This is a genomic window from Janthinobacterium tructae, from assembly GCF_006517255.1.
GTDB classification, from domain to species: Bacteria; Pseudomonadota; Gammaproteobacteria; order Burkholderiales; family Burkholderiaceae_D; genus Janthinobacterium; species Janthinobacterium tructae.
This window is the reverse complement of record NZ_CP041185.1, coordinates 669,108-686,452: the sequence shown is the minus strand read 5'-3', so window position 1 is coordinate 686,452 and position 17,345 is coordinate 669,108. Positions and strand designations below refer to the sequence as shown.

The window sequence follows — 17,345 nt, the reverse complement described above, 5'->3', positions numbered from 1 at the left end:
GCGGGCAAAAGGGAAACACGGGATCAGCTGAGCAGCACAATGCCACCTGGCAGACTGGTCATTTGCGCGCCGTACAGGTCGCGTATCATCGCCAGCGCGCCATCGGTTTGCCCGATGGAAAATCGCATGCGCACCAGGCGCCGGCCCAGCTCGGCATTGCGCAGTACCACCCGGCCGGGCCGGTAGCGGTTGATTTCATCGACCACGTCAGCCAGCGGTTTGCCGACAAACGACAACGCGCCCGTGCGCCAGGCGCTGGCCTCGCCCGCCTGCGCGGCCGTGGCCGCCTGCACGCCCCGCTCGTCGTACACCAGTTGCTGCCCGGCATCGAGGGTCTGGCGCCTCTGCTGCCAGACGACTTCCACGGCACCCGCCAGGCAGGTGACGCAGACGGCGTCGTCCGTGTGGCGCACATTGAAGCGGGCCGACTGCGCCAGCATGCGCCCCGCCCCCGCGAGCACCGACACCGGCTGGCGCGCGCCGCTGGCGAGGATTTCCGCCTCGCCGCCCAGCAGTTCGATCGCTTCGGGGGCGCGCACATTGATGCGCGTCTGCGTATTCATCTGCACTGACATCTGCTGCGACAGGGCCACTTGCCGCTGCTCCCCCGTGCCAGTGCGGTAGTCGGCGGCGAACTCTTGCAGCGAAGGCCAGGCGCCCAGCGGCGGACGCAGGGCCAGCACGGCCACGCCGGCCGCCAGCGCGCCACCGAGAAAGGCACGCCGTCCCGGCCGGAGGGGAAACGCCAGCACATTCTCCCGCTGTGGCGCGGCGGCGGCGCGGGTCAAGGCGGGATCGAGCGCCTGCCACAGCTGTTGCAGTTCACGCCAGGCGCGCGCATGCCCGGGGCTGCGCGCGCACCAGGCGCGCAAGGCGTCGGCGTCGGCCTGCGTAAAATCGTCGGCACGCAGGCGCGCCCACCAGGCAGCGGCTTGCTGGCCGATGGCAGCATCGCTGTCGGCACTAGTAAAAGGGGCGCGTGGGTCGCGGTCAGGAGCAGTCATCAGATTCATCAATATTTACGGCGGCCCGACACATCGCTGCGCTGGGCGGCATCGGCGTCGGCCATGCACGTTTTACAGTGTTGCATGGCGGCCTGCAATTCTTTTTTCACCATCGCCACGGAAATGCCGAAGCGCTCGGCAATGTCCGCATTGAGCATGCCGTCGATGCGCGCCGCCGTCAGGATGGCGCGGCGGCGCGGCGACAGGCCAGCCAGCGCCGCGTCGAGCGCCTGCACATCGAGCCGCGCCGAGACGATGCGCGCCGGGTCGCTGATGTCGTCGCCCGTCTCATCGGCCATGTGCATCAGCTCTTCGCGTTCGCGCTCGGTGACGATGATGCGGTCGCGGCGGTAGGCATCGGTGGCGATATTGGCCGCCATGCGCAGCAGATAGGCGTCGGGATTGTGGACGGGCGCGGCGGCGGGGCCGGGCGCCACCATCGCTTCGAGGCGCAGCCAGGTTTCCTGCAGCGCATCGGCCGCATGGTGCTTGCAGCCGACCACCCTTTCGAGGCGCCAGCGCAGCACGGCGTAGCGCGAGCTGAGGTGGCATTTCAGCCTGGTGCGCAGGTCGGGCAGGCTCATGGCGCGTTTCTACCCGGCGCGCCGGGGGCGCAATCGACTTCGCTGCCCGGCCCTTGCGGCAGCAGCAGGATGGAAACGGGCTGCGGCATCGACGGCGAAGGTCCCGCGCCCACGCGCATGCCCAGCACCACGCGCGCGATGGCCGTGTCGCGCGCGCGCAGTCCCGTGCTGTCGAGCAGGTGCACGCGGTCCACCACGCCGGCGCGGTCCAGATACAGCTGCAGCGCCAGGCGGTAGCCGCCGGGACGCGTCTGCGCCGCGCGGCACAGCAGCCCCAGCAGCACATGCTGCAGGCGGCTCACATAGGCCGCATGGTCGCCGCCGCCCTGCCTGGCGCCGGGAATATCGGCGGCGGCCACCACGGCGGCCGGCGGCAAGTCCGCCGCGGCGGCAGTTGCTGCCGCTGAAGCTGCGGCCGGGGCATACACGATGACGGCTTGCGCGTCGGACAAACGCGATTGCAGGCCCGTGCCCGCCAGCAAGGCTTGCAGGGCCGCGCCGGCAGCATACGCGCCGCGCACGGCCGCCGACTGGCGCTGCGCATGGCGCTGATCCATCAGCACGGCGATGCCCGTGCGGCGGCTGTACAGGTCGAGCGCATCGCCGAGGTTTTGCGCGGCGATATCGAATTGCAGCACGGGGCCGTCGGCCGGTTGGGCCCGCACGGGTCCCAGCGCGGTCAGGAAACCCAGCAGTACCAGGTATCCCGCCAGCGCAAGCACATGTACGGATGCCGGGCTGCCTGTCATATCGCTATCGTGTCGCTATCGTGTGAGGGTGGAACTGCGTGGAAACGGGGCATTGCCAAGTAACAATTCTTGCGTCAACTGCAATAGCCTACACAGCAAACATGACGGCTTCGTGACATGCTTGCCATGCATAAATTTCGCCATGCGGGACGTCGGGCGCGCTGCTTATTTCGGCTACACTGGCTGTCACTTTCCCTTTCAGACGCCTGATGATCGAAAAGAATCTGCCCGAGCTGGTCATGCTGAAGCGCCTCATCGACGAGGGCGGCAGCCACCTGGAAGTGGCCGCGCCCTGCAGCATCGCCATGGATGGGCGCGAGTTTCCCGTCTACACGATTGCGCTGGGCAATCCAAGCCCCGACGTGCCCGTGCTGGGCTTTTTCGGCGGCATCCACGGCCTTGAACGCATCGGCACGCAAGTGCTGCTGTCCTTTTTGGAAAGCCTGATCGCCCGCCTGCGCTGGGACGCCACCCTGCACCAGCAGCTGGAAAGCATGCGCCTCGTGTTCATGCCGCTGGTCAATCCGGGCGGCATGTGGCAAGCCACGCGCTGCAATCCGCGCGGCGTGGACCTGATGCGCAACGCGCCGCTGAGCGCGCGCGAAAAAGTGCCGTTCATGCTCGGTGGACAACGCTACAGTGCCCGCCTGCCCTGGTACCGCGGCGCGCCAGACGCGGCGATGGAAGTGGAAAGCGCCGCCGTGTGCGACCTGGTCGAGCGCGAATTGCTGTCGCGCCAGTTCAGCATCGCCCTCGATTGCCATTCCGGCTTCGGCTTGCGCGACCGCATCTGGTTTCCCCATGCGCATACCAAGGTGCCGATCGAACACCTGGCCGAGATCGGCGCGCTGGAAGAGCTGTTCAGCCAGAGCTACCCGAACCACAACTATGTATTCGAGCCGCAAAGCCGGCAATACCGCACGCATGGCGACCTGTGGGACTATCTGTACCTGAACGGCACCAGCTACAGCGGGCGCGTGTTCCTGCCGCTGACGCTGGAGATGGGCTCGTGGCTATGGGTCAAGAAAAACCCGCGCCAGCTGTTCAACCGGGTCAGCATCTTCAACCCCACGGCCGCGCACCGGCTGCAGCGCGTGCTGCGGCGGCATCTGGTGTGGTTCGATTTCCTCATGCGCGCCGCCAGCAGCCACGGCCGCTGGATGCCGGAAGGCTTGCTGCGCAAGGCGCAGCGTCGGCGCGCCCTGGCGCAGTGGTACGAGTCATGACGCCGCCCACCTGGATTTTATTGCGCGGCCTGATGCGCGAACAGCGCCACTGGGGCGGTTTTCCTGCCCGGCTGGCGCAATCGATTCCCGGCGCGGCCATCGTCACGCCCGACTTGCCCGGCAATGGCGAGCGGCACGCGATGGACAGCCCCACGCGGGTGGCCGAGATGGTGGAATTTTGCCGCCAGGATTTGTCCGAACGGGGCATCGCGCCGCCCTACCGCCTGCTGGCCCTGTCGCTGGGCGGCATGGTAGCGGTCGAATGGGCGCAGCGCTATCCGCAGGAAGTCGCGTTATGCGTGCTGATCAACACCAGCATGCGCCCGCACAGCCCGTTTTACCGTCGCCTGCGCTGGCAAAACTACGGCGCGCTGCTGCGCCAGCTGCTGCTGGGCGACAAAAGTAGCCAGGAAGCGCTGATATTGCGCCTGACCAGCCGCAGGAATGCCCATGGCAATCCCGCGCTGCTGGCCGATTGGCTCAGTTTTCAGCAGGAATACCCGGTCAGCCGCCGCAACGCGCTGCGCCAGCTCCTGTCGGCCGCCCGCTACCGCGCCCCGGCCCGCCGCCCCGCCATGCCCGTGCTGATCCTGGCCGGCGCGCGCGACCGCCTGGTCGACCACCGCTGCTCGCAGCAACTGGCGCAGGCATGGGACGCCGCCTGCATGCTCCACCCCGACGCCGGCCACGACTTGCCGCTCGACGATGGCGATTGGGTGGCGGACACGCTGGTGCAATGGCTGGGGCGGATGGCCCCACAGCCAGGGAACATCCCGCCCGCCGCCAACCACAACTGAGCGTTGCTCCTGGCATGACTCATGCATCAGAAAAATCCCGGCCAGGAGACATTCATCATGGCCTTTTTCACGCAGGCGGTGCATGATTTTGTCGCTCGGCACAGGGCCGGCACCTGGCTAAGCCAACGATGGCGGCCAGGTCGTTTTCTGACCTGGCCGTTTGCCCGATCAGAATGCCTTGCTTACGAGCAGCCAGGCATGCGCCGACGACTGCCGGAACAACAGCGCAGGCACCGCGCCCACGCGGGTTGCCACGGCGGCACTCGCGCGCCACAGGTCGGGGCCGACCCAGCTCAGGCCGACGCCGGCGCCGGACAAGGTTGCACTGTTCACAGTCACGGCCCAAGGCTGGCGGTTGACCTTGACATAAGCATTGTCGATAAACACCTGCGCCTGCCATGATCCTGACAACAGCCGTCCCAACTCATGGCGTATTTCCACACTGGCGGCATAACCGGTGTCGCCTGAAAGCGCACCGATGTCATAAGCACGGACAGTATAGGGGCCGCCAATGGCCATCTTCTCGGCGGAATCCAGATTGCGGTCTGCCCATTGCCCGGAAAAACTGAGATACAGCGAGTCGCGCGGCGTCAGTCCCTGCAAGCGGGCGAGATTGACATTCCACTTCGAGAATGTACCGCTCGAACGCGCGGTCGCGGCATCCGATGCGGCGGCGGCATCGTCAAAACTGGTACGTCCGCTAGTCCAACTCAGCGATCCTGTGCTCATGCCGCCTGCCAGCAGGCTGTCGCGATAATCAGCGTTGATACTGGCTATCCAGTTACTGAGCTGCCGGTCAGTACGGATGCCGGTGACATCGACGCGATCATGCAGCGTCTTGGCTTCATATTGCAGTTGGGCATAGAGGTTATATTGCCTGGTACGAATCAATGGATGTCTTATCCACAGGCTGCCGACTGCCGCAGTGCCATTCGCATCAAGGGCGCGGGCAGTGCTGCCGAGCTTGTAACGCAGAGCAGAATATGCGGTGCCAATCCGGGTCCCCTGACCGTTGAGCAACGTGTCATATGCCGCCCGGAGATAATTCATGCCTTCTCCGGTGGTGGTCATGTTGGCGCTCAGTGTGTCACCGGCATGGAATGGATTGATAATATTGACATTGCCGCTCAGGCGCGTGCGGCCGATATAGCGGTTACCGTAGTTATCCAGAGACAAGTTAGCCAGCGTCGCCGGAATGTACCGCGTCTCGATATCGATGTCGGACGTACCGGTGGTCGCTCCCGGCTTGAGCACCGCATTCACGCCCACGCCTGGCACATCCGACAGCAACAGCAAAGCATGGTTGAGTTCGTCATCGACAATTAATTTTCCTGTAGCGAGCGGCTTCAGAAAGGACTGGAGTAAATCATCGCTCACCTCGCTTTGATTGTTGAGCCGGACGTTGTCATAGTGCGCCTCGACAACCTGGATAATAACGACGCCGTCGGTAATCGACTGCACCGGAATGATGGCCCGTGTAATTGGAAATCCGTGAGCCTGATAGTATGCGGTAATGCGCCCGGCGAGCTCTTCGAGTTGCGCCAGCGTCAGATTTTTACCTTCCTGATCGGCGATCAATGCATGCAGCGTTGCTGTAGCAAACGCAGTATTGCCTGTGATACGCAATTTGCTCACGTGGAACGGCTGCGAAGGCGGCATGCCGACATCGATTTTCGGCTGCACCTCAAGGATCGGCGCTGTCGCTTGCGCCGCCTTGGGAATTGGTGGTTGCAATTGTTGCAGAATAGATCCGGCGTTGGGAGGCACTTGCTGACCAACGGCTTGGGCCTCCAGCGACGCAAGCAACAACGCGGCGAGCAAGGGTTTCATCAGGAAAGGCTGTTTGGATAGGGTATTCATATAGTCTTCACTCTTTGCTGCTGGTAGCGACGAGCGGCAATTGCATGCCGCCATTTTGAATTTTCAGTAGCGGCGCGGGCGTGCCAAATCCTGTTGCAGTATTGATTAACGGCAGGCTCATCGTTTCTTTCGAGCGCTCATTACTGTCGCTGTTGCTGCTGCCGGAGTCAGTCAGCTGCTGCACCACCAGCGTCGTGGACAGGCTCAATACTTGCGACTGCGCCAAGGCTTGCGGTGGTAGCAAGGAGGACTGCATTTGCGTCACCGCGCTTTGAACTTGCGGCGTCGGCGTGCCGGGCACAACGACAGGCCCTCCCGTGATACTGGCGATTGCCTGTGCTTGTCCAGTAACGATGTAATTGCCGATATCGGCACCGCCATAAGTGCTGCTCAGATTGACCGTCTTGCCAACACCAGCGGCGGCGTCGGAAAACTGGCCGGTCGACGCGAGTGTGATGTCATCCGAGCCAAACTTGCCTGCCAGCGTCGCATTGGCGGTGCTGACCGTGGCGGCAGTGCTACCGTCGAAAGCTTTATCGGCTGCAGTGATGCCACTGACCGTCAGCGCTGCACGGGCAATGCTCGCCGTCAGGCCGCCCGGTTGCTCGACCACGTAGTTGCCGGCGTCCAGCCCGGCCAGGGTGTAGCCGCTCACGGTCACCGCCTTGTTGGCGCCGGCGTTCTTGTCCGCAAAGCTGCCCACGCCCGCGCCCGTGACCGACACGCTGTCGCTGCCCAGTGCCGCCACGGCGGCCGTGCCGCTCAGGGCCGCGCCGGTGGTGGCATCATAGGTTTTATCGACGGCGGCGATGCCCGATACGGCCAGGCTGGCCTTGTTGATGCTCGCCGTCAGGCCGCCCGGTTGCTCGACCACGTAGTTGCCGGCATCCAGCCCGGCCAGGGTGTAGCCGCTCACGGTCACCGCCTTGTTGGCGCCGGCGTTCTTGTCCGCAAAGCTGCCCACGCCCGTGCCCGTGACCGACACGCTGTCGCTGCCCAGGGCAGCCACGGCGGCCGTGCCGCTCAGGGCCGCGCCGGTGGTGGCGTCATAGGTTTTATCGACGGCGGCGATGCCCGATACGGCCAGGCTGGCCTTGTTGATGGTCGCCGTCAGGCCGCCCGGTTGCTCGACCACGTAATTGCCGGCGTCCAGCCCGGCCAGGGTGTAGCCGCTCACGGTCACCGCCTTGTTGGCACCGGCGTTCTTGTCCGCAAAGCTGCCCACGCCCGCGCCCGTGACCGACACGCTGTCGCTGCCCAATGCCGCCACGGCAGCCGTGCCGCTCAGGGCCGCGCCGGTGGTGGCGTCATAGGTTTTATCGACGGCGGCGATGCCCGATACGGCCAGGCTGGCCTTGTTGATGCTCGCCGTCAGGCCGCCCGGTTGCGTCACCACGTAATTGCCGGCATCCAGCCCCGACAGCGTATAGCCGCTCACCGTCACCGCCTTGTTGGCGCCGGCGTTCTTGTCCGCAAAACTGCCCACGCCCGCGCCCGTGACCGACACGCTGTCGCTGCCCAGTGCCGCCACGGCAGCCGTGCCGCTCAGGGTCGCGCCGGTGGTGGCGTCATAGGTTTTATCGACGGCGGCGATGCCCGATACGGCCAGGATTGCCTTGCTGATGCTGGCCGTCAGGCCGCCCGGTTGCTCGACCACGTAGTTGCCGGCATCCAGCCCGGCCAGGGTGTAGCCGCTCACGGTCACCGCCTTGTTCACGCCGGCGTTCTTGTCCGCAAAGCTGCCGACGCCCGCTCCCGTGACCGACACGCTGTCGCTGCCCAGGGCAGCCACGGCGGCCGTGCCGCTCAGGGCCGCGCCGGTGGTGGCGTCATAGGTTTTATCGACGGCGGCGATGCCCGATACGGCCAGGCTGGCCTTGTTGATGCTCGCCGTCAGGCCGCCCGGTTGCGTCACCACGTAATTGCCGGCATCCAGCCCCGACAGCGTATAGCCGCTCACCGTCACCGCCTTGTTGGCGCCGGCGTTCTTGTCCGCAAAACTGCCCACGCCCGCGCCCGTGACCGACACGCTGTCGCTGCCCAGTGCCGCCACGGCAGCCGTGCCGCTCAGGGTCGCGCCGGTGGTGGCGTCATAGGTTTTATCGACGGCGGCGATGCCCGATACGGCCAGGCTGGCCTTGTTGATGCTTGCCGTCAGGCCGCCCGGTTGCTCGACCACGTAATTGCCGGCGTCCAGCCCGGCCAGGGTGTAGCCACTCACGCTGACCGCCTTGTTGGCACCGGCGTTCTTGTCCGCAAAGCTGCCGACGCCCGTGCCCGTTACCGACACGCTGTCGCTGCCCAGGGCAGCCACGGCGGCCGTGCCGCTCAGGGCCGCGCCGGTGGTGGCATCATAGGTTTTATCGACGGCGGCGATGCCCGATACGGCCAGGCTGGCCTTGTTGATGGTCGCCGTCAGGCCGCCCGGTTGCTCGACCACGTAATTGCCGGCGTCCAGCCCGGCCAGGGTGTAGCCGCTCACGGTCACCGCCTTGTTCACGCCGGCGTTCTTGTCCGCAAAGCTGCCCACGCCCGTGCCCGTGACCGACACGCTGTCGCTGCCCAGGGCAGCCACGGCGGCCGTGCCGCTCAGGGCCGCGCCGGTGGTGGCGTCATAGGTTTTATCGACGGCGGCGATGCCCGATACGGCCAGGCTGGCCTTGTTGATGGTCGCCGTCAGGCCGCCCGGTTGCTCGACCACGTAATTGCCGGCGTCCAGCCCGGCCAGGGTGTAGCCGCTCACGGTCACCGCCTTGTTGGCACCGGCGTTCTTGTCCGCAAAGCTGCCCACGCCCGCGCCCGTGACCGACACGCTGTCGCTGCCCAATGCCGCCACGGCAGCCGTGCCGCTCAGGGCCGCGCCGGTGGTGGCGTCATAGGTTTTATCGACGGCGGCGATGCCCGATACGGCCAGGCTGGCCTTGTTGATGGTCGCCGTCAGGCCGCCCGGTTGCTCGACCACGTAATTGCCGGCATCCAGCCCGGCCAGGGTGTAGCCGCTCACGCTGACCGCCTTGTTGGCACCGGCGTTCTTGTCCGCAAAGCTGCCGACGCCCGTGCCCGTTACCGACACGCTGTCGCTGCCCAGTGCCGCCACGGCAGCCGTACCGCTCAGGGCCGCGCCGGTGGTGGCGTCATAGGTTTTATCGACGGCGGCGATACCCGATACGGCCAGGCTGGCCTTGTTGATGGTCGCCGTCAGGCCGCCCGGTTGCTCGACCACGTAATTGCCGGCGTCCAGCCCGGCCAGGGTGTAGCCGCTCACGGTCACCGCCTTGTTGGCGCCGGCGTTCTTGTCCGCAAAGCTGCCCACGCCCGAGCCCGTTACCGACACGCTGTCGCTGCCCAGGGCAGCCACGGCGGCCGTGCCGCTCAGGGCCGCGCCGGTGGTGGCGTCATAGGTTTTATCGACGGCGGCGATGCCCGATACGGCCAGGATGGCCTTGTTGATGGTCGCCGTCAGGCCGCTCGGTTGCGTCACCACGTAGTTGCCGGCATCCAGCCCGGCCAGGGTGTAGCCGCTCACGGTCACGGCCTTGTTGGCGCCGGCATTCTTGTCCGCAAAGCTGCCCGTGCCGCTGCCTGCCAGCGAGACCGAGTCGCCGCCAACCAGGCCCGAGTACGCCACGTTGGTGGTGTTGAGCGTGGCCGTGGTTGTGGCGTCATAGGTCTTGTCGAGCGCGCTGATGCCGGTCAGCGTGATGCCTTTGGCAGTGACCGTATAGCTGCTGCCGGCCACGCCAATCGCGTTGTAGTTGCTGGCCTGGCCGCCGTTGCTGCTGCTGCCCAGGCTCAGGCCCGTGGCGCTGGCAAGCGCCGCACCGCTTTGCACGTTCTTGCTGCTCAAGTTCGAGGCGTCGCCGGCGCCCGTGACGCTGAACTGCTGCCCGGCCACGCCGGTTGCCGTCAGCGTGCTGCCCGCCACCGACGTCGTGCCATCGTAGGTTTTGCTGCCGGACACGATGACATCGGCCTTGTGGATAGTAGCGCTCACCGCGTTCGGCTGCACCACGTCGTAATTGCCGGCATCAACGCCAGTGAGCGTATAGCCGGTCACGCTGACCGCCTTGTTGCTGCCGGCATTGGCGTCGGCAAAGCTGCCGGCGCCGGCGCCAATCACCGAGACGCTGTCGCTGCCCAGTGCGCTCACGGCGGCCGTGCCGCTCAATGTCGCGCCCGTGGTGGCGTCATAAGTTTTATTGGCGGCCGCAATGCCCGACACGATCAGGCTGGCCTTGCTGATGCTGGCCGTCAGGCCGGATGGTTGCGTCACCACGTAATTGCCGGCGTCTGCGCCGGACAGCGTATAGCCGCTCACCGTCACCGCCTTGTTGGCGCCGGCGTTCTTGTCCGCAAAGCTGCTCGTGCCGCTGCCTGCCAGCGAGACCGAGTCGCCGCCAACCAGGCCCGAGTACGCCACGTTGTTGGTGTTGAGCGTGGCCGTGGTGGTGGCGTCATAGGTCTTGTCGAGCGCGCTGATGCCGACCAGCGTGATGCCTTTGGCAGTGACCGTATAGCTGCTGCCGGCCACGCCAATCGCATTGTAATTGCTGGCCAGGCCGCCGTTGCTGCTGCTGCCCAGGCTCAGGCCAGTGGCGCTGGCAAGCGCCGCGCCGCTTTGCACGTTCTTGCTGCTCAAGTTCGAGGCGTCGCCGGCGCCCGTGACGCTGAAGATCTGCCCGGCCACGCCGGTCGCCGTCAAGGTGCTGCCCGCCACCGACGTGGCGCCGTCGTAGGTTTTACTGCCGGACACGATGACATCCGCCTTGTGGATGGTAGCGGTCACCGCGTTCGGCTGCACCACGTCGTAATTGCCGGCATCAACGCCAGTGAGCGTATAGCCGGTCACGCTGACCGCCTTGTTGCTGTCGGCATTGGCGTCGGCAAAGCTGCCGGCACCGGTGCCCGCCACCGACACAATGTCGCTGCCCAGCGCGGTCACGGCGGCCGTGCCGCTCAGGGCCGCGCCGGTGGTGGCGTCATAAGTTTTATTGGCGGCCGCAATGCCCGACACCACCAGGCTGGCTTTGCTGATGCTGGCCGTCAGGCCGGTCGGCTGGGTGACCACGTAATTGCCGGCATCTAGCCCTGACAGCGTATAGCCGCTCACCGTCACGGGCTTGTTGACACCCACATTCTTCGTCAAAAAATTGCCCGTGCCGCTGCCTGCCAGCGAGACCGAGTCGCCGCCAACCAGGCCCGAGTACGCCACGTTGGTGGTGTTGAGCGTGGCCGTGGTTGTGGCGTCATAGGTCTTGTCGAGCGCGCTGATGCCGGTCAGCGTAATGCCTTTGGCAGTGACCGTATAGCTGCTGCCGGCCACGCCAATCGCGTTGTAGTTGCTGGCCTGGCCGCCGTTGCTGCTGCTGCCCAGGCTCAGGCCCGTGGCGCTGGCAAGCGCCGCACCGCTTTGCACGTTCTTGCTGCTCAAGTTCGAGGCGTCGCCGGCGCCCGTGACGCTGAACTGCTGCCCGGCCACGCCGGTTGCCGTCAGCGTGCTGCCCGCCACCGACGTCGTGCCATCGTAGGTTTTGCTGCCGGACACGATGACATCGGCCTTGTGGATAGTAGCGCTCACGCCGGCCGGCTGCACCAGGTTGTAGTTGCCGGCATCAACGCCAGTGAGCGTATAGCCGGTCACGCTGACCGCCTTGTTGCTGCCGGCATTGGCGTCGGCAAAGCTGCCGGCGCCGGCGCCAATCACCGAGACGCTGTCGCTGCCCAGCGCGGTCACGGCGGCCGTGCCGCTCAGGGCCGCGCCGGTGGTGGCGTCATAAGTTTTATTGGCGGCGGCAATGCCCGACACGATCAGGCTGGCTTTGCTGATGCTGGCCGTCAGGCCGGTCGGCTGGGTGACCACGTAATTGCCGGCATCTAGCCCCGACAGCGTATAGCCGCTCACGGTCACCGCCTTGTTGACACCCACATTCTTCGTCACAAAACTGCCGGTGCCGCTGCCTGCCAGCGAGACCGAGTCGCCGTTAATCAGGCCCGAGTAGCCAACGCTGGCGGTGTTGAGCGCGGCCGTGGTGGTGGCGTCGTAAATTTTATCGAGCGCGCTGATGCCGGTCAGCGTGATGCCTTTGGCAGTGACCGTATAGCTGCTGCCGGCCACGCCAATCGCATTGTAGTTGCTGGCCAGGCCGCCGTTGCTGCTGCCCAGGCTCAGGCCCGTGATGCTGGCGAGCGCCGCACCGCTTTGCACATTCTTGCTGCTCAAATTCGAGGCGTTACCGGCGCCGGTGACGCTGAAGGTCTGGCCGGCCACGCCGGTCGCCGTCAAGGTGCTGCCCGCCACCGACGTCGTGCCATCGTAGGTCTTGGTGCCCGCCAAGGTCAGATCAGCCTTGTTGATGTTGGCGGTCAGGCCGGTCGGCAGGGTGATCACGTAGTTGCCGGCATCGACACCGGTCAGCGCATAGCCGGTGACGGTAACTGCCTTGCCAACGTCGGCATTGGCGTCGGCAAAGGTGGCGCTACCGGCACCAAGCGTGACGCTGTCGCCGTTGACGATACCGGCGGCGACACTTGCGCTGCCGGACAGTGTGGCCGAAGTGGTGCCATCATAGGTTTTGCTGTTGGCCGTCAGGCCGGTGAGGTTGATGGTTTTGGCCGTGATCGTGGCGGTCTTGCTGTCGAGACCGCTGATGAAGTAGTTGTTGCCGTTGTAGCTGATGACGGTGGCGCCATCGCTGGTGATGGTGGTGGCGGCACCGGTGCCCGTAGCGAAAATGCCGGTGATGTTGACGGTTTTGTTGGCGCCGACATTCTTGTTGGCAAAGGTGGCCTGCGCACTGGCGGTACTGAGCGCCAAATCGCCCGGCAGGGCCACTGCGGGAGTCAGCCCTGACACGGACGTCGTAGTGGAGCCATCGTAAATCTTTGAGGCAGCCGTGCCGCCCACCTTGATGGCCATATAGGCCGTCAGCTGACTGGGATCACTGGCCATATAATCGCCATAGGCCGTCGGCGTGTTATAGCTGCTCGGGTTGTAATAGATGGAGATGGTGCTTCTAATATCATTCAAATAAAGGGTGTTCAGGTGTTGACCTTCAAACCTGACCGTGCCTGTCCCTGTGGCGGTATTGTCTGCCCTCAGCACGACGTTGCCGGAGCCGTAAGAGAAGATGCCCCCTTCAAACGTATCGATGCTGGGGTTGCCCGCGTTGCCATATCTCACATTACTTGTTGTTTTGAAATAAATGTCACGGTAGGCACTCAGCGTGAGCGTTTTGTCACCGCTTTCCCAAAGAACGCCTAGATTGCCGTTGTTATAGTCAGCCGTGCTGCCAATCAAATCGAGCACGATGATATCGCCATTGCCGGACACCCCCGTACACGGCGGCGTGCCCGTGCAACTGGCCGAAGATCCGGTGGTCTTGATGGTCACGTTGCCATTATTGAGCGCAGCCGACAAAACGCGCGTGTCGACATTGATCGGGTAGGAAACGGCATTCAACCCGTTATTAAAGACACTGTTATTGCCTATCGTAATATCATCGGGGTCCAGCAGCCAGTCGCCTGGCACGCCATGGGGCGATCCTGTATTGACGGCGGCGCTGGCGTTGATGTTCAAGCTCTTGCCGGAAGTTTCCACCTGGCCGCCGTTGCCGGCAGTGCTGCCCCCGCGTGCCGTGATGCTGCCATTGAACTGCGTGGCGCCATCCGACCAGACCGCAACACTTCCGCCGTTACCAGCGGTCATGGCATCGGCCTTGATCGAGGCGCCCGCTGCGACTGTCGTGGTGTGCGCGTTTTGCTCGGCGCCGGCGCCGAGGAAATTTCCTCCAATGAGTGCGGTGCCGCCGCCGGCGTCGCCTGAAACATCGGTCAGACTGCCTGCCGCCAGTGTGACGGCGCCACCGAGCACTTTCACGGTGCCGCCAATGGCGCCGGCGGTGACGCCGACAGCGTCGAGCGTGCCGCTGTTGGTGGCCGTGCCCGCGCTGCCCGCCCCGAGCACAATAGTGCCGCCGACTTGCTCGACACTGCGCGCCTGAATAATACCCGTGTTGTTGACAACGCTGGCCAGCACGGTATCCCTGGCGCCGGCCGACAGCCAGACCGCGCCGCCGTCGGCATTGATCAGACCGCCATTTTCAGCCAGGTTGTTCAGGGTACCCTGGTTCACTTGCAGCTGAACCAGGCTATCGCCGGAAAACGACAGCGTGACGTCGCTGCCGGCGCCCAGCGCCACCGTCCCCGCCCTGGCGTTGATCGTCCCAGAATTACTGACCTGGTTGCCGATGAAGGCAACATAACCGCCGTTGCCGGTATTGATGGCACCCTGGTTGATGATGCTGCCGCTGCCGCTGCCCGTGAATCGGCGCGTGGCGCCGCCCAGGCCGGCGTCGCCGGTGTCGAGCGTCGAGGCGACCAGGCCGCCGACGTTGATCTGCGATCCGGCGCCAAACAGCACGCCATTCGGATTGATCAGATAAACCTGGCCGTTGGCGTTGAGTGCGCCGTAGAATTGGGTGGCGCTATTGCCGCCGATGCGGTTGACGGCAATGGCGCTGGCCGAGGGCTGGACAAAATTGACCGTCTCGCCGCTGCTGGTGTTGAACGACTGCCAGTTCAACGACAGGTTCTGGCTCGCTTGCGTCACCGTGGTGGTGGCGCCGTTCTGGTTGATGGTGCCGTTGCCGGCGGTAACCTGGCCGCCGGTAGGCCCCGCCATGGCCGAGTGTGAGGCGGCCAGCAACACGCTGGCGATGAGGCGGCGATTGGCCGACTTGCCCTTGCCCCTGGCGCGTTCGTGGACGGCCACCCAGGTTTGGTGGACATGACTCCAGACGAGTCGATAGATTCTGTTCATGGAAGCATGCATGGTAGTTTCCCCTGGTGATAGGCAAGCTGCATCAGCAACGGCGGCGCCTGTGTTTGATTTTATTTGACAGTAAATTTATCCAGATGCTCGGCCACCCGGCGATCAAGCTCGGGTTTCCACTGCGGTGGCATCACTTGCTGCAGCAGTTGTTCAATACCTTCGATTTCAGCGATGTCCGCCGGCTTGCTGGTGCTGGCTTTGGCCGCGCGGCTCCACATGTAAATCTTGGCCAGGCTGTCCGGCGTCAGCGCGCCGGTGGCAGGGTCCGGCGCGCTGTTGCCATACAAAATGGCCACCGGCAAATAAGCGGGCGCATACCCGTCGGAGGCCGCGTGCTCGAGCCAGAACAAGGACAGGGCCAGATTGGCGGCGCCGCCCTCGCCCTGGCCCAGCATCACACCGAGGCGGTATTGGGCCACCACCATACGGTGTTCCGCCGCCTGCTGATACCAGTAGCGCGCAGCCGCCAGGTCTTGCGGCACATCCTGATCGTCTTTGTAATAGTCGGCAAGGCGCAACATGGCCGGCGCCGAACCGGCCTGCGCCGCTTGCGCACACAGGGCCAGGCCGCGCGCGACATCCTTGTCGACGACCTGGCCACGGATATACAGTTCCCCGGCGGAGCAGTTCGCATACGCGATGCCTGATTGCGCCGCCTTCAGATACCACGCCACGGCAGCCTTGCCATCGGCGGCACGCCCGGTGCCGGCGGCCAGGCAATCGCCAAAAAACTGTTGCGCGGCCGGGATATTGCCTTGTGCCGCCTTGCCGAACCAGGCACAGGCTGCGACAGCATCGCGTGGGCGTCCCCAGGCCTCGCGTTCGATCAGTCCCAGGTTAAATTGCGCCAAAGGATTGCCGGCGGCAACGCGCGCATATTCCTTGTACGCCAGCCCATAATCGTGCGCTGCAAGGGCCTTGTTAGCGCGCGTCAACTCGGCAGAAAGGTCGCGCGGAGCGGCGCCCGCGTTCAGCGTGACCGCAAACAGCGCGGCAGTGATCATTGCATCAACATTACGCAAAGCAGCATCCCGGCTAAAGTCGTTATTGGTGGCCTGCACAGCCACTGCAGCATCTCCAGTGACGGACGCAGGCGCTGTCCCGGCAGGCAATGAGGCGCTACTGGTGCGCCTCGTTGCCGACCAGCACAGCATCGGCATTACTTAGTCTTAATCGCGGCTCGGATACAGGCCATTTTGCGCCGCGATGTAATACGTCAATGCGATATACGGCGGCCTGATATCAATCGCCGCACCCGTCCCGACGACATTGGTGTTGCCGCTGACGGTCGCAGTGCCGCCCACGGTTCCGGCGACGGTTGAGCTCGGAAAGGTCACGACTGAGGAACTGGCAGGGACCGTTACCGACACATTGCCGCCGCTGATGGCGCCGGCATTGAGCGCGGCATCGGGCGTCGCGCTGGAATAGACGTTGACGAGAGGGCTGCTACTCTTGCCGAGATAGTTACCCGATGGCGAAGTGGCACCGCCCGAACCACCGACCACGTTCAGTTTCAAGTCCGACACCGTGCCGGTGGCGACGCTGCTGGCGATACTGACCGTGGCGCTCAGCGTAGGCAATACCGTGGAAAAGGTCACCGCACCCAGGGCGACCGGAAGCGCGGTCACGGTGAACAAATGCGGCGGCAACTGGGCTGTCGTCAGGGTGATGGCACTTTTCCCGCCCGTAGCGCCTGCGTTGTAATTGACGCCGTCGGCAGCGATCACGAACTTGCCGCGCAGGTCGGGCAGCTTGAAGCTCGTATTATTGGTTTGGCCGTAAGTGGTACCGATCAGGGAGTACAGCGCCGTATAGTTATTAATCGATAAATCCTGCCCGGTAGCGAGAATATACTGGCGATTAAAAGAACCAAACGTGAACGGCACGGCCATGACGCAAATACTCGCCAGCACCGGCGTATCGGAGCAGGCGATACTGGCGGGACTCCAGGCCGCCGCAAGCACACCAGCGAACAGCGCGACGTTAGAAACACGATTCCTGACGAATGATTTCAACTTACTCTCCTTGATATGATGTGTGGCGCTGGCTATTATTATTTATTTAATAATTATTTACCCGCGATCTATTTGAGAAACTAGTAAATTAACTGCTGCCAATAATAATTTAGAATCCACGGGCATGCATATATATTTTTTGTTACTCGTTACATTAAAACATCATTTCCGAGAAGTCTGCCTGCATAAACTTGAAGAAGCGCTGCGTATCGGAGCATTATCATGTGTTCAATTCATCATCGCGCCGGTCGACCGCCCGGACCGATAAACACACCTGGTG

9 protein-coding genes are annotated in these 17,345 nt (G+C 64.3%); 2 read left to right on the top strand and 7 right to left on the bottom strand.

Annotated features, from left to right (window positions below):
* Window positions 1–23: 23 nt before the first annotated feature.
* The 3 genes from FJQ89_RS03155 to FJQ89_RS03145 are packed head-to-tail and all read right to left on the bottom strand — an operon-like array spanning window position 24 to window position 2,337.
* The gene (locus FJQ89_RS03155) at window positions 24–1,004 is read right to left on the bottom strand and encodes a FecR family protein (RefSeq protein ID WP_141169006.1); all 981 of its coding nucleotides are present in this window, start codon (window positions 1,002–1,004) and stop codon (window positions 24–26) included.
* Window positions 1,005–1,012: 8 nt separating this feature from the next.
* Complete coding sequence (locus FJQ89_RS03150; RefSeq protein WP_141169005.1) at window positions 1,013–1,588, bottom strand: RNA polymerase sigma factor; 576 nt, start codon at window positions 1,586–1,588, stop codon at window positions 1,013–1,015.
* The gene (locus FJQ89_RS03145; RefSeq protein WP_141169004.1) at window positions 1,585–2,337 is read right to left on the bottom strand and encodes a hypothetical protein; all 753 of its coding nucleotides are present in this window, start codon (window positions 2,335–2,337) and stop codon (window positions 1,585–1,587) included. Before FJQ89_RS03145 ends, FJQ89_RS03150 begins: the two co-directional genes overlap by 4 nt.
* 209 nt (window positions 2,338–2,546) lie before the next feature.
* On the opposite strand from FJQ89_RS03145, the gene FJQ89_RS03140 reads away from it, so the two are divergent.
* The gene (locus tag FJQ89_RS03140; RefSeq protein WP_141169003.1) at window positions 2,547–3,563 is read left to right on the top strand and encodes a M14 family zinc carboxypeptidase; all 1,017 of its coding nucleotides are present in this window, start codon (window positions 2,547–2,549) and stop codon (window positions 3,561–3,563) included.
* On the top strand, window positions 3,560–4,360 hold the full coding sequence (locus tag FJQ89_RS03135; RefSeq protein WP_141169002.1) for an alpha/beta fold hydrolase: 801 nt from the start codon (window positions 3,560–3,562) through the stop codon (window positions 4,358–4,360). The genes FJQ89_RS03140 and FJQ89_RS03135 overlap by 4 nt, the downstream gene beginning before the upstream one ends.
* Before the next feature lie 168 nt (window positions 4,361–4,528).
* Here the strand turns inward: FJQ89_RS03135 and FJQ89_RS03130 are convergent, their stop codons facing one another.
* The 4 genes from FJQ89_RS03130 to FJQ89_RS03115 form a co-directional block, all read right to left on the bottom strand.
* The gene (locus FJQ89_RS03130; RefSeq protein ID WP_141169001.1) at window positions 4,529–6,220 is read right to left on the bottom strand and encodes a ShlB/FhaC/HecB family hemolysin secretion/activation protein; all 1,692 of its coding nucleotides are present in this window, start codon (window positions 6,218–6,220) and stop codon (window positions 4,529–4,531) included.
* 7 nt (window positions 6,221–6,227) lie between these two features.
* Window positions 6,228–15,038, bottom strand: a complete 8,811-nt coding sequence (locus FJQ89_RS03125; RefSeq protein ID WP_168208348.1) for a YDG domain-containing protein — start codon at window positions 15,036–15,038, stop codon at window positions 6,228–6,230.
* 71 nt (window positions 15,039–15,109) lie between these two features.
* On the bottom strand, window positions 15,110–16,054 hold the full coding sequence (locus FJQ89_RS03120; protein ID WP_141169000.1) for a tetratricopeptide repeat protein: 945 nt from the start codon (window positions 16,052–16,054) through the stop codon (window positions 15,110–15,112).
* Window positions 16,055–16,219: 165 nt separating this feature from the next.
* Complete coding sequence (locus FJQ89_RS03115) at window positions 16,220–17,065, bottom strand: phage tail protein (protein ID WP_243136390.1); 846 nt, start codon at window positions 17,063–17,065, stop codon at window positions 16,220–16,222.
* Window positions 17,066–17,345: the final 280 nt, after the last annotated feature.

Excerpts from the sequence above, each read along its gene's own strand:
- FJQ89_RS03145 (WP_141169004.1), bottom strand. The coding sequence starts at position 2,337 with ATGACAGGCAGCCCGGCATCCGTACATGTGCTTGCGCTGGCGGGATAC.
- FJQ89_RS03135 (WP_141169002.1), top strand. The coding sequence starts at position 3,560 with ATGACGCCGCCCACCTGGATTTTATTGCGCGGCCTGATGCGCGAACAG.
- FJQ89_RS03155 (WP_141169006.1), bottom strand. The coding sequence starts at position 1,004 with ATGACTGCTCCTGACCGCGACCCACGCGCCCCTTTTACTAGTGCCGAC.
- FJQ89_RS03150 (WP_141169005.1), bottom strand. The coding sequence starts at position 1,588 with ATGAGCCTGCCCGACCTGCGCACCAGGCTGAAATGCCACCTCAGCTCG.
- FJQ89_RS03120 (WP_141169000.1), bottom strand. The coding sequence starts at position 16,054 with ATGATCACTGCCGCGCTGTTTGCGGTCACGCTGAACGCGGGCGCCGCT.
- FJQ89_RS03125 (WP_168208348.1), bottom strand. The coding sequence starts at position 15,038 with ATGAACAGAATCTATCGACTCGTCTGGAGTCATGTCCACCAAACCTGG.
- FJQ89_RS03130 (WP_141169001.1), bottom strand. The coding sequence starts at position 6,220 with ATGAATACCCTATCCAAACAGCCTTTCCTGATGAAACCCTTGCTCGCC.
- FJQ89_RS03140 (WP_141169003.1), top strand. The coding sequence starts at position 2,547 with ATGATCGAAAAGAATCTGCCCGAGCTGGTCATGCTGAAGCGCCTCATC.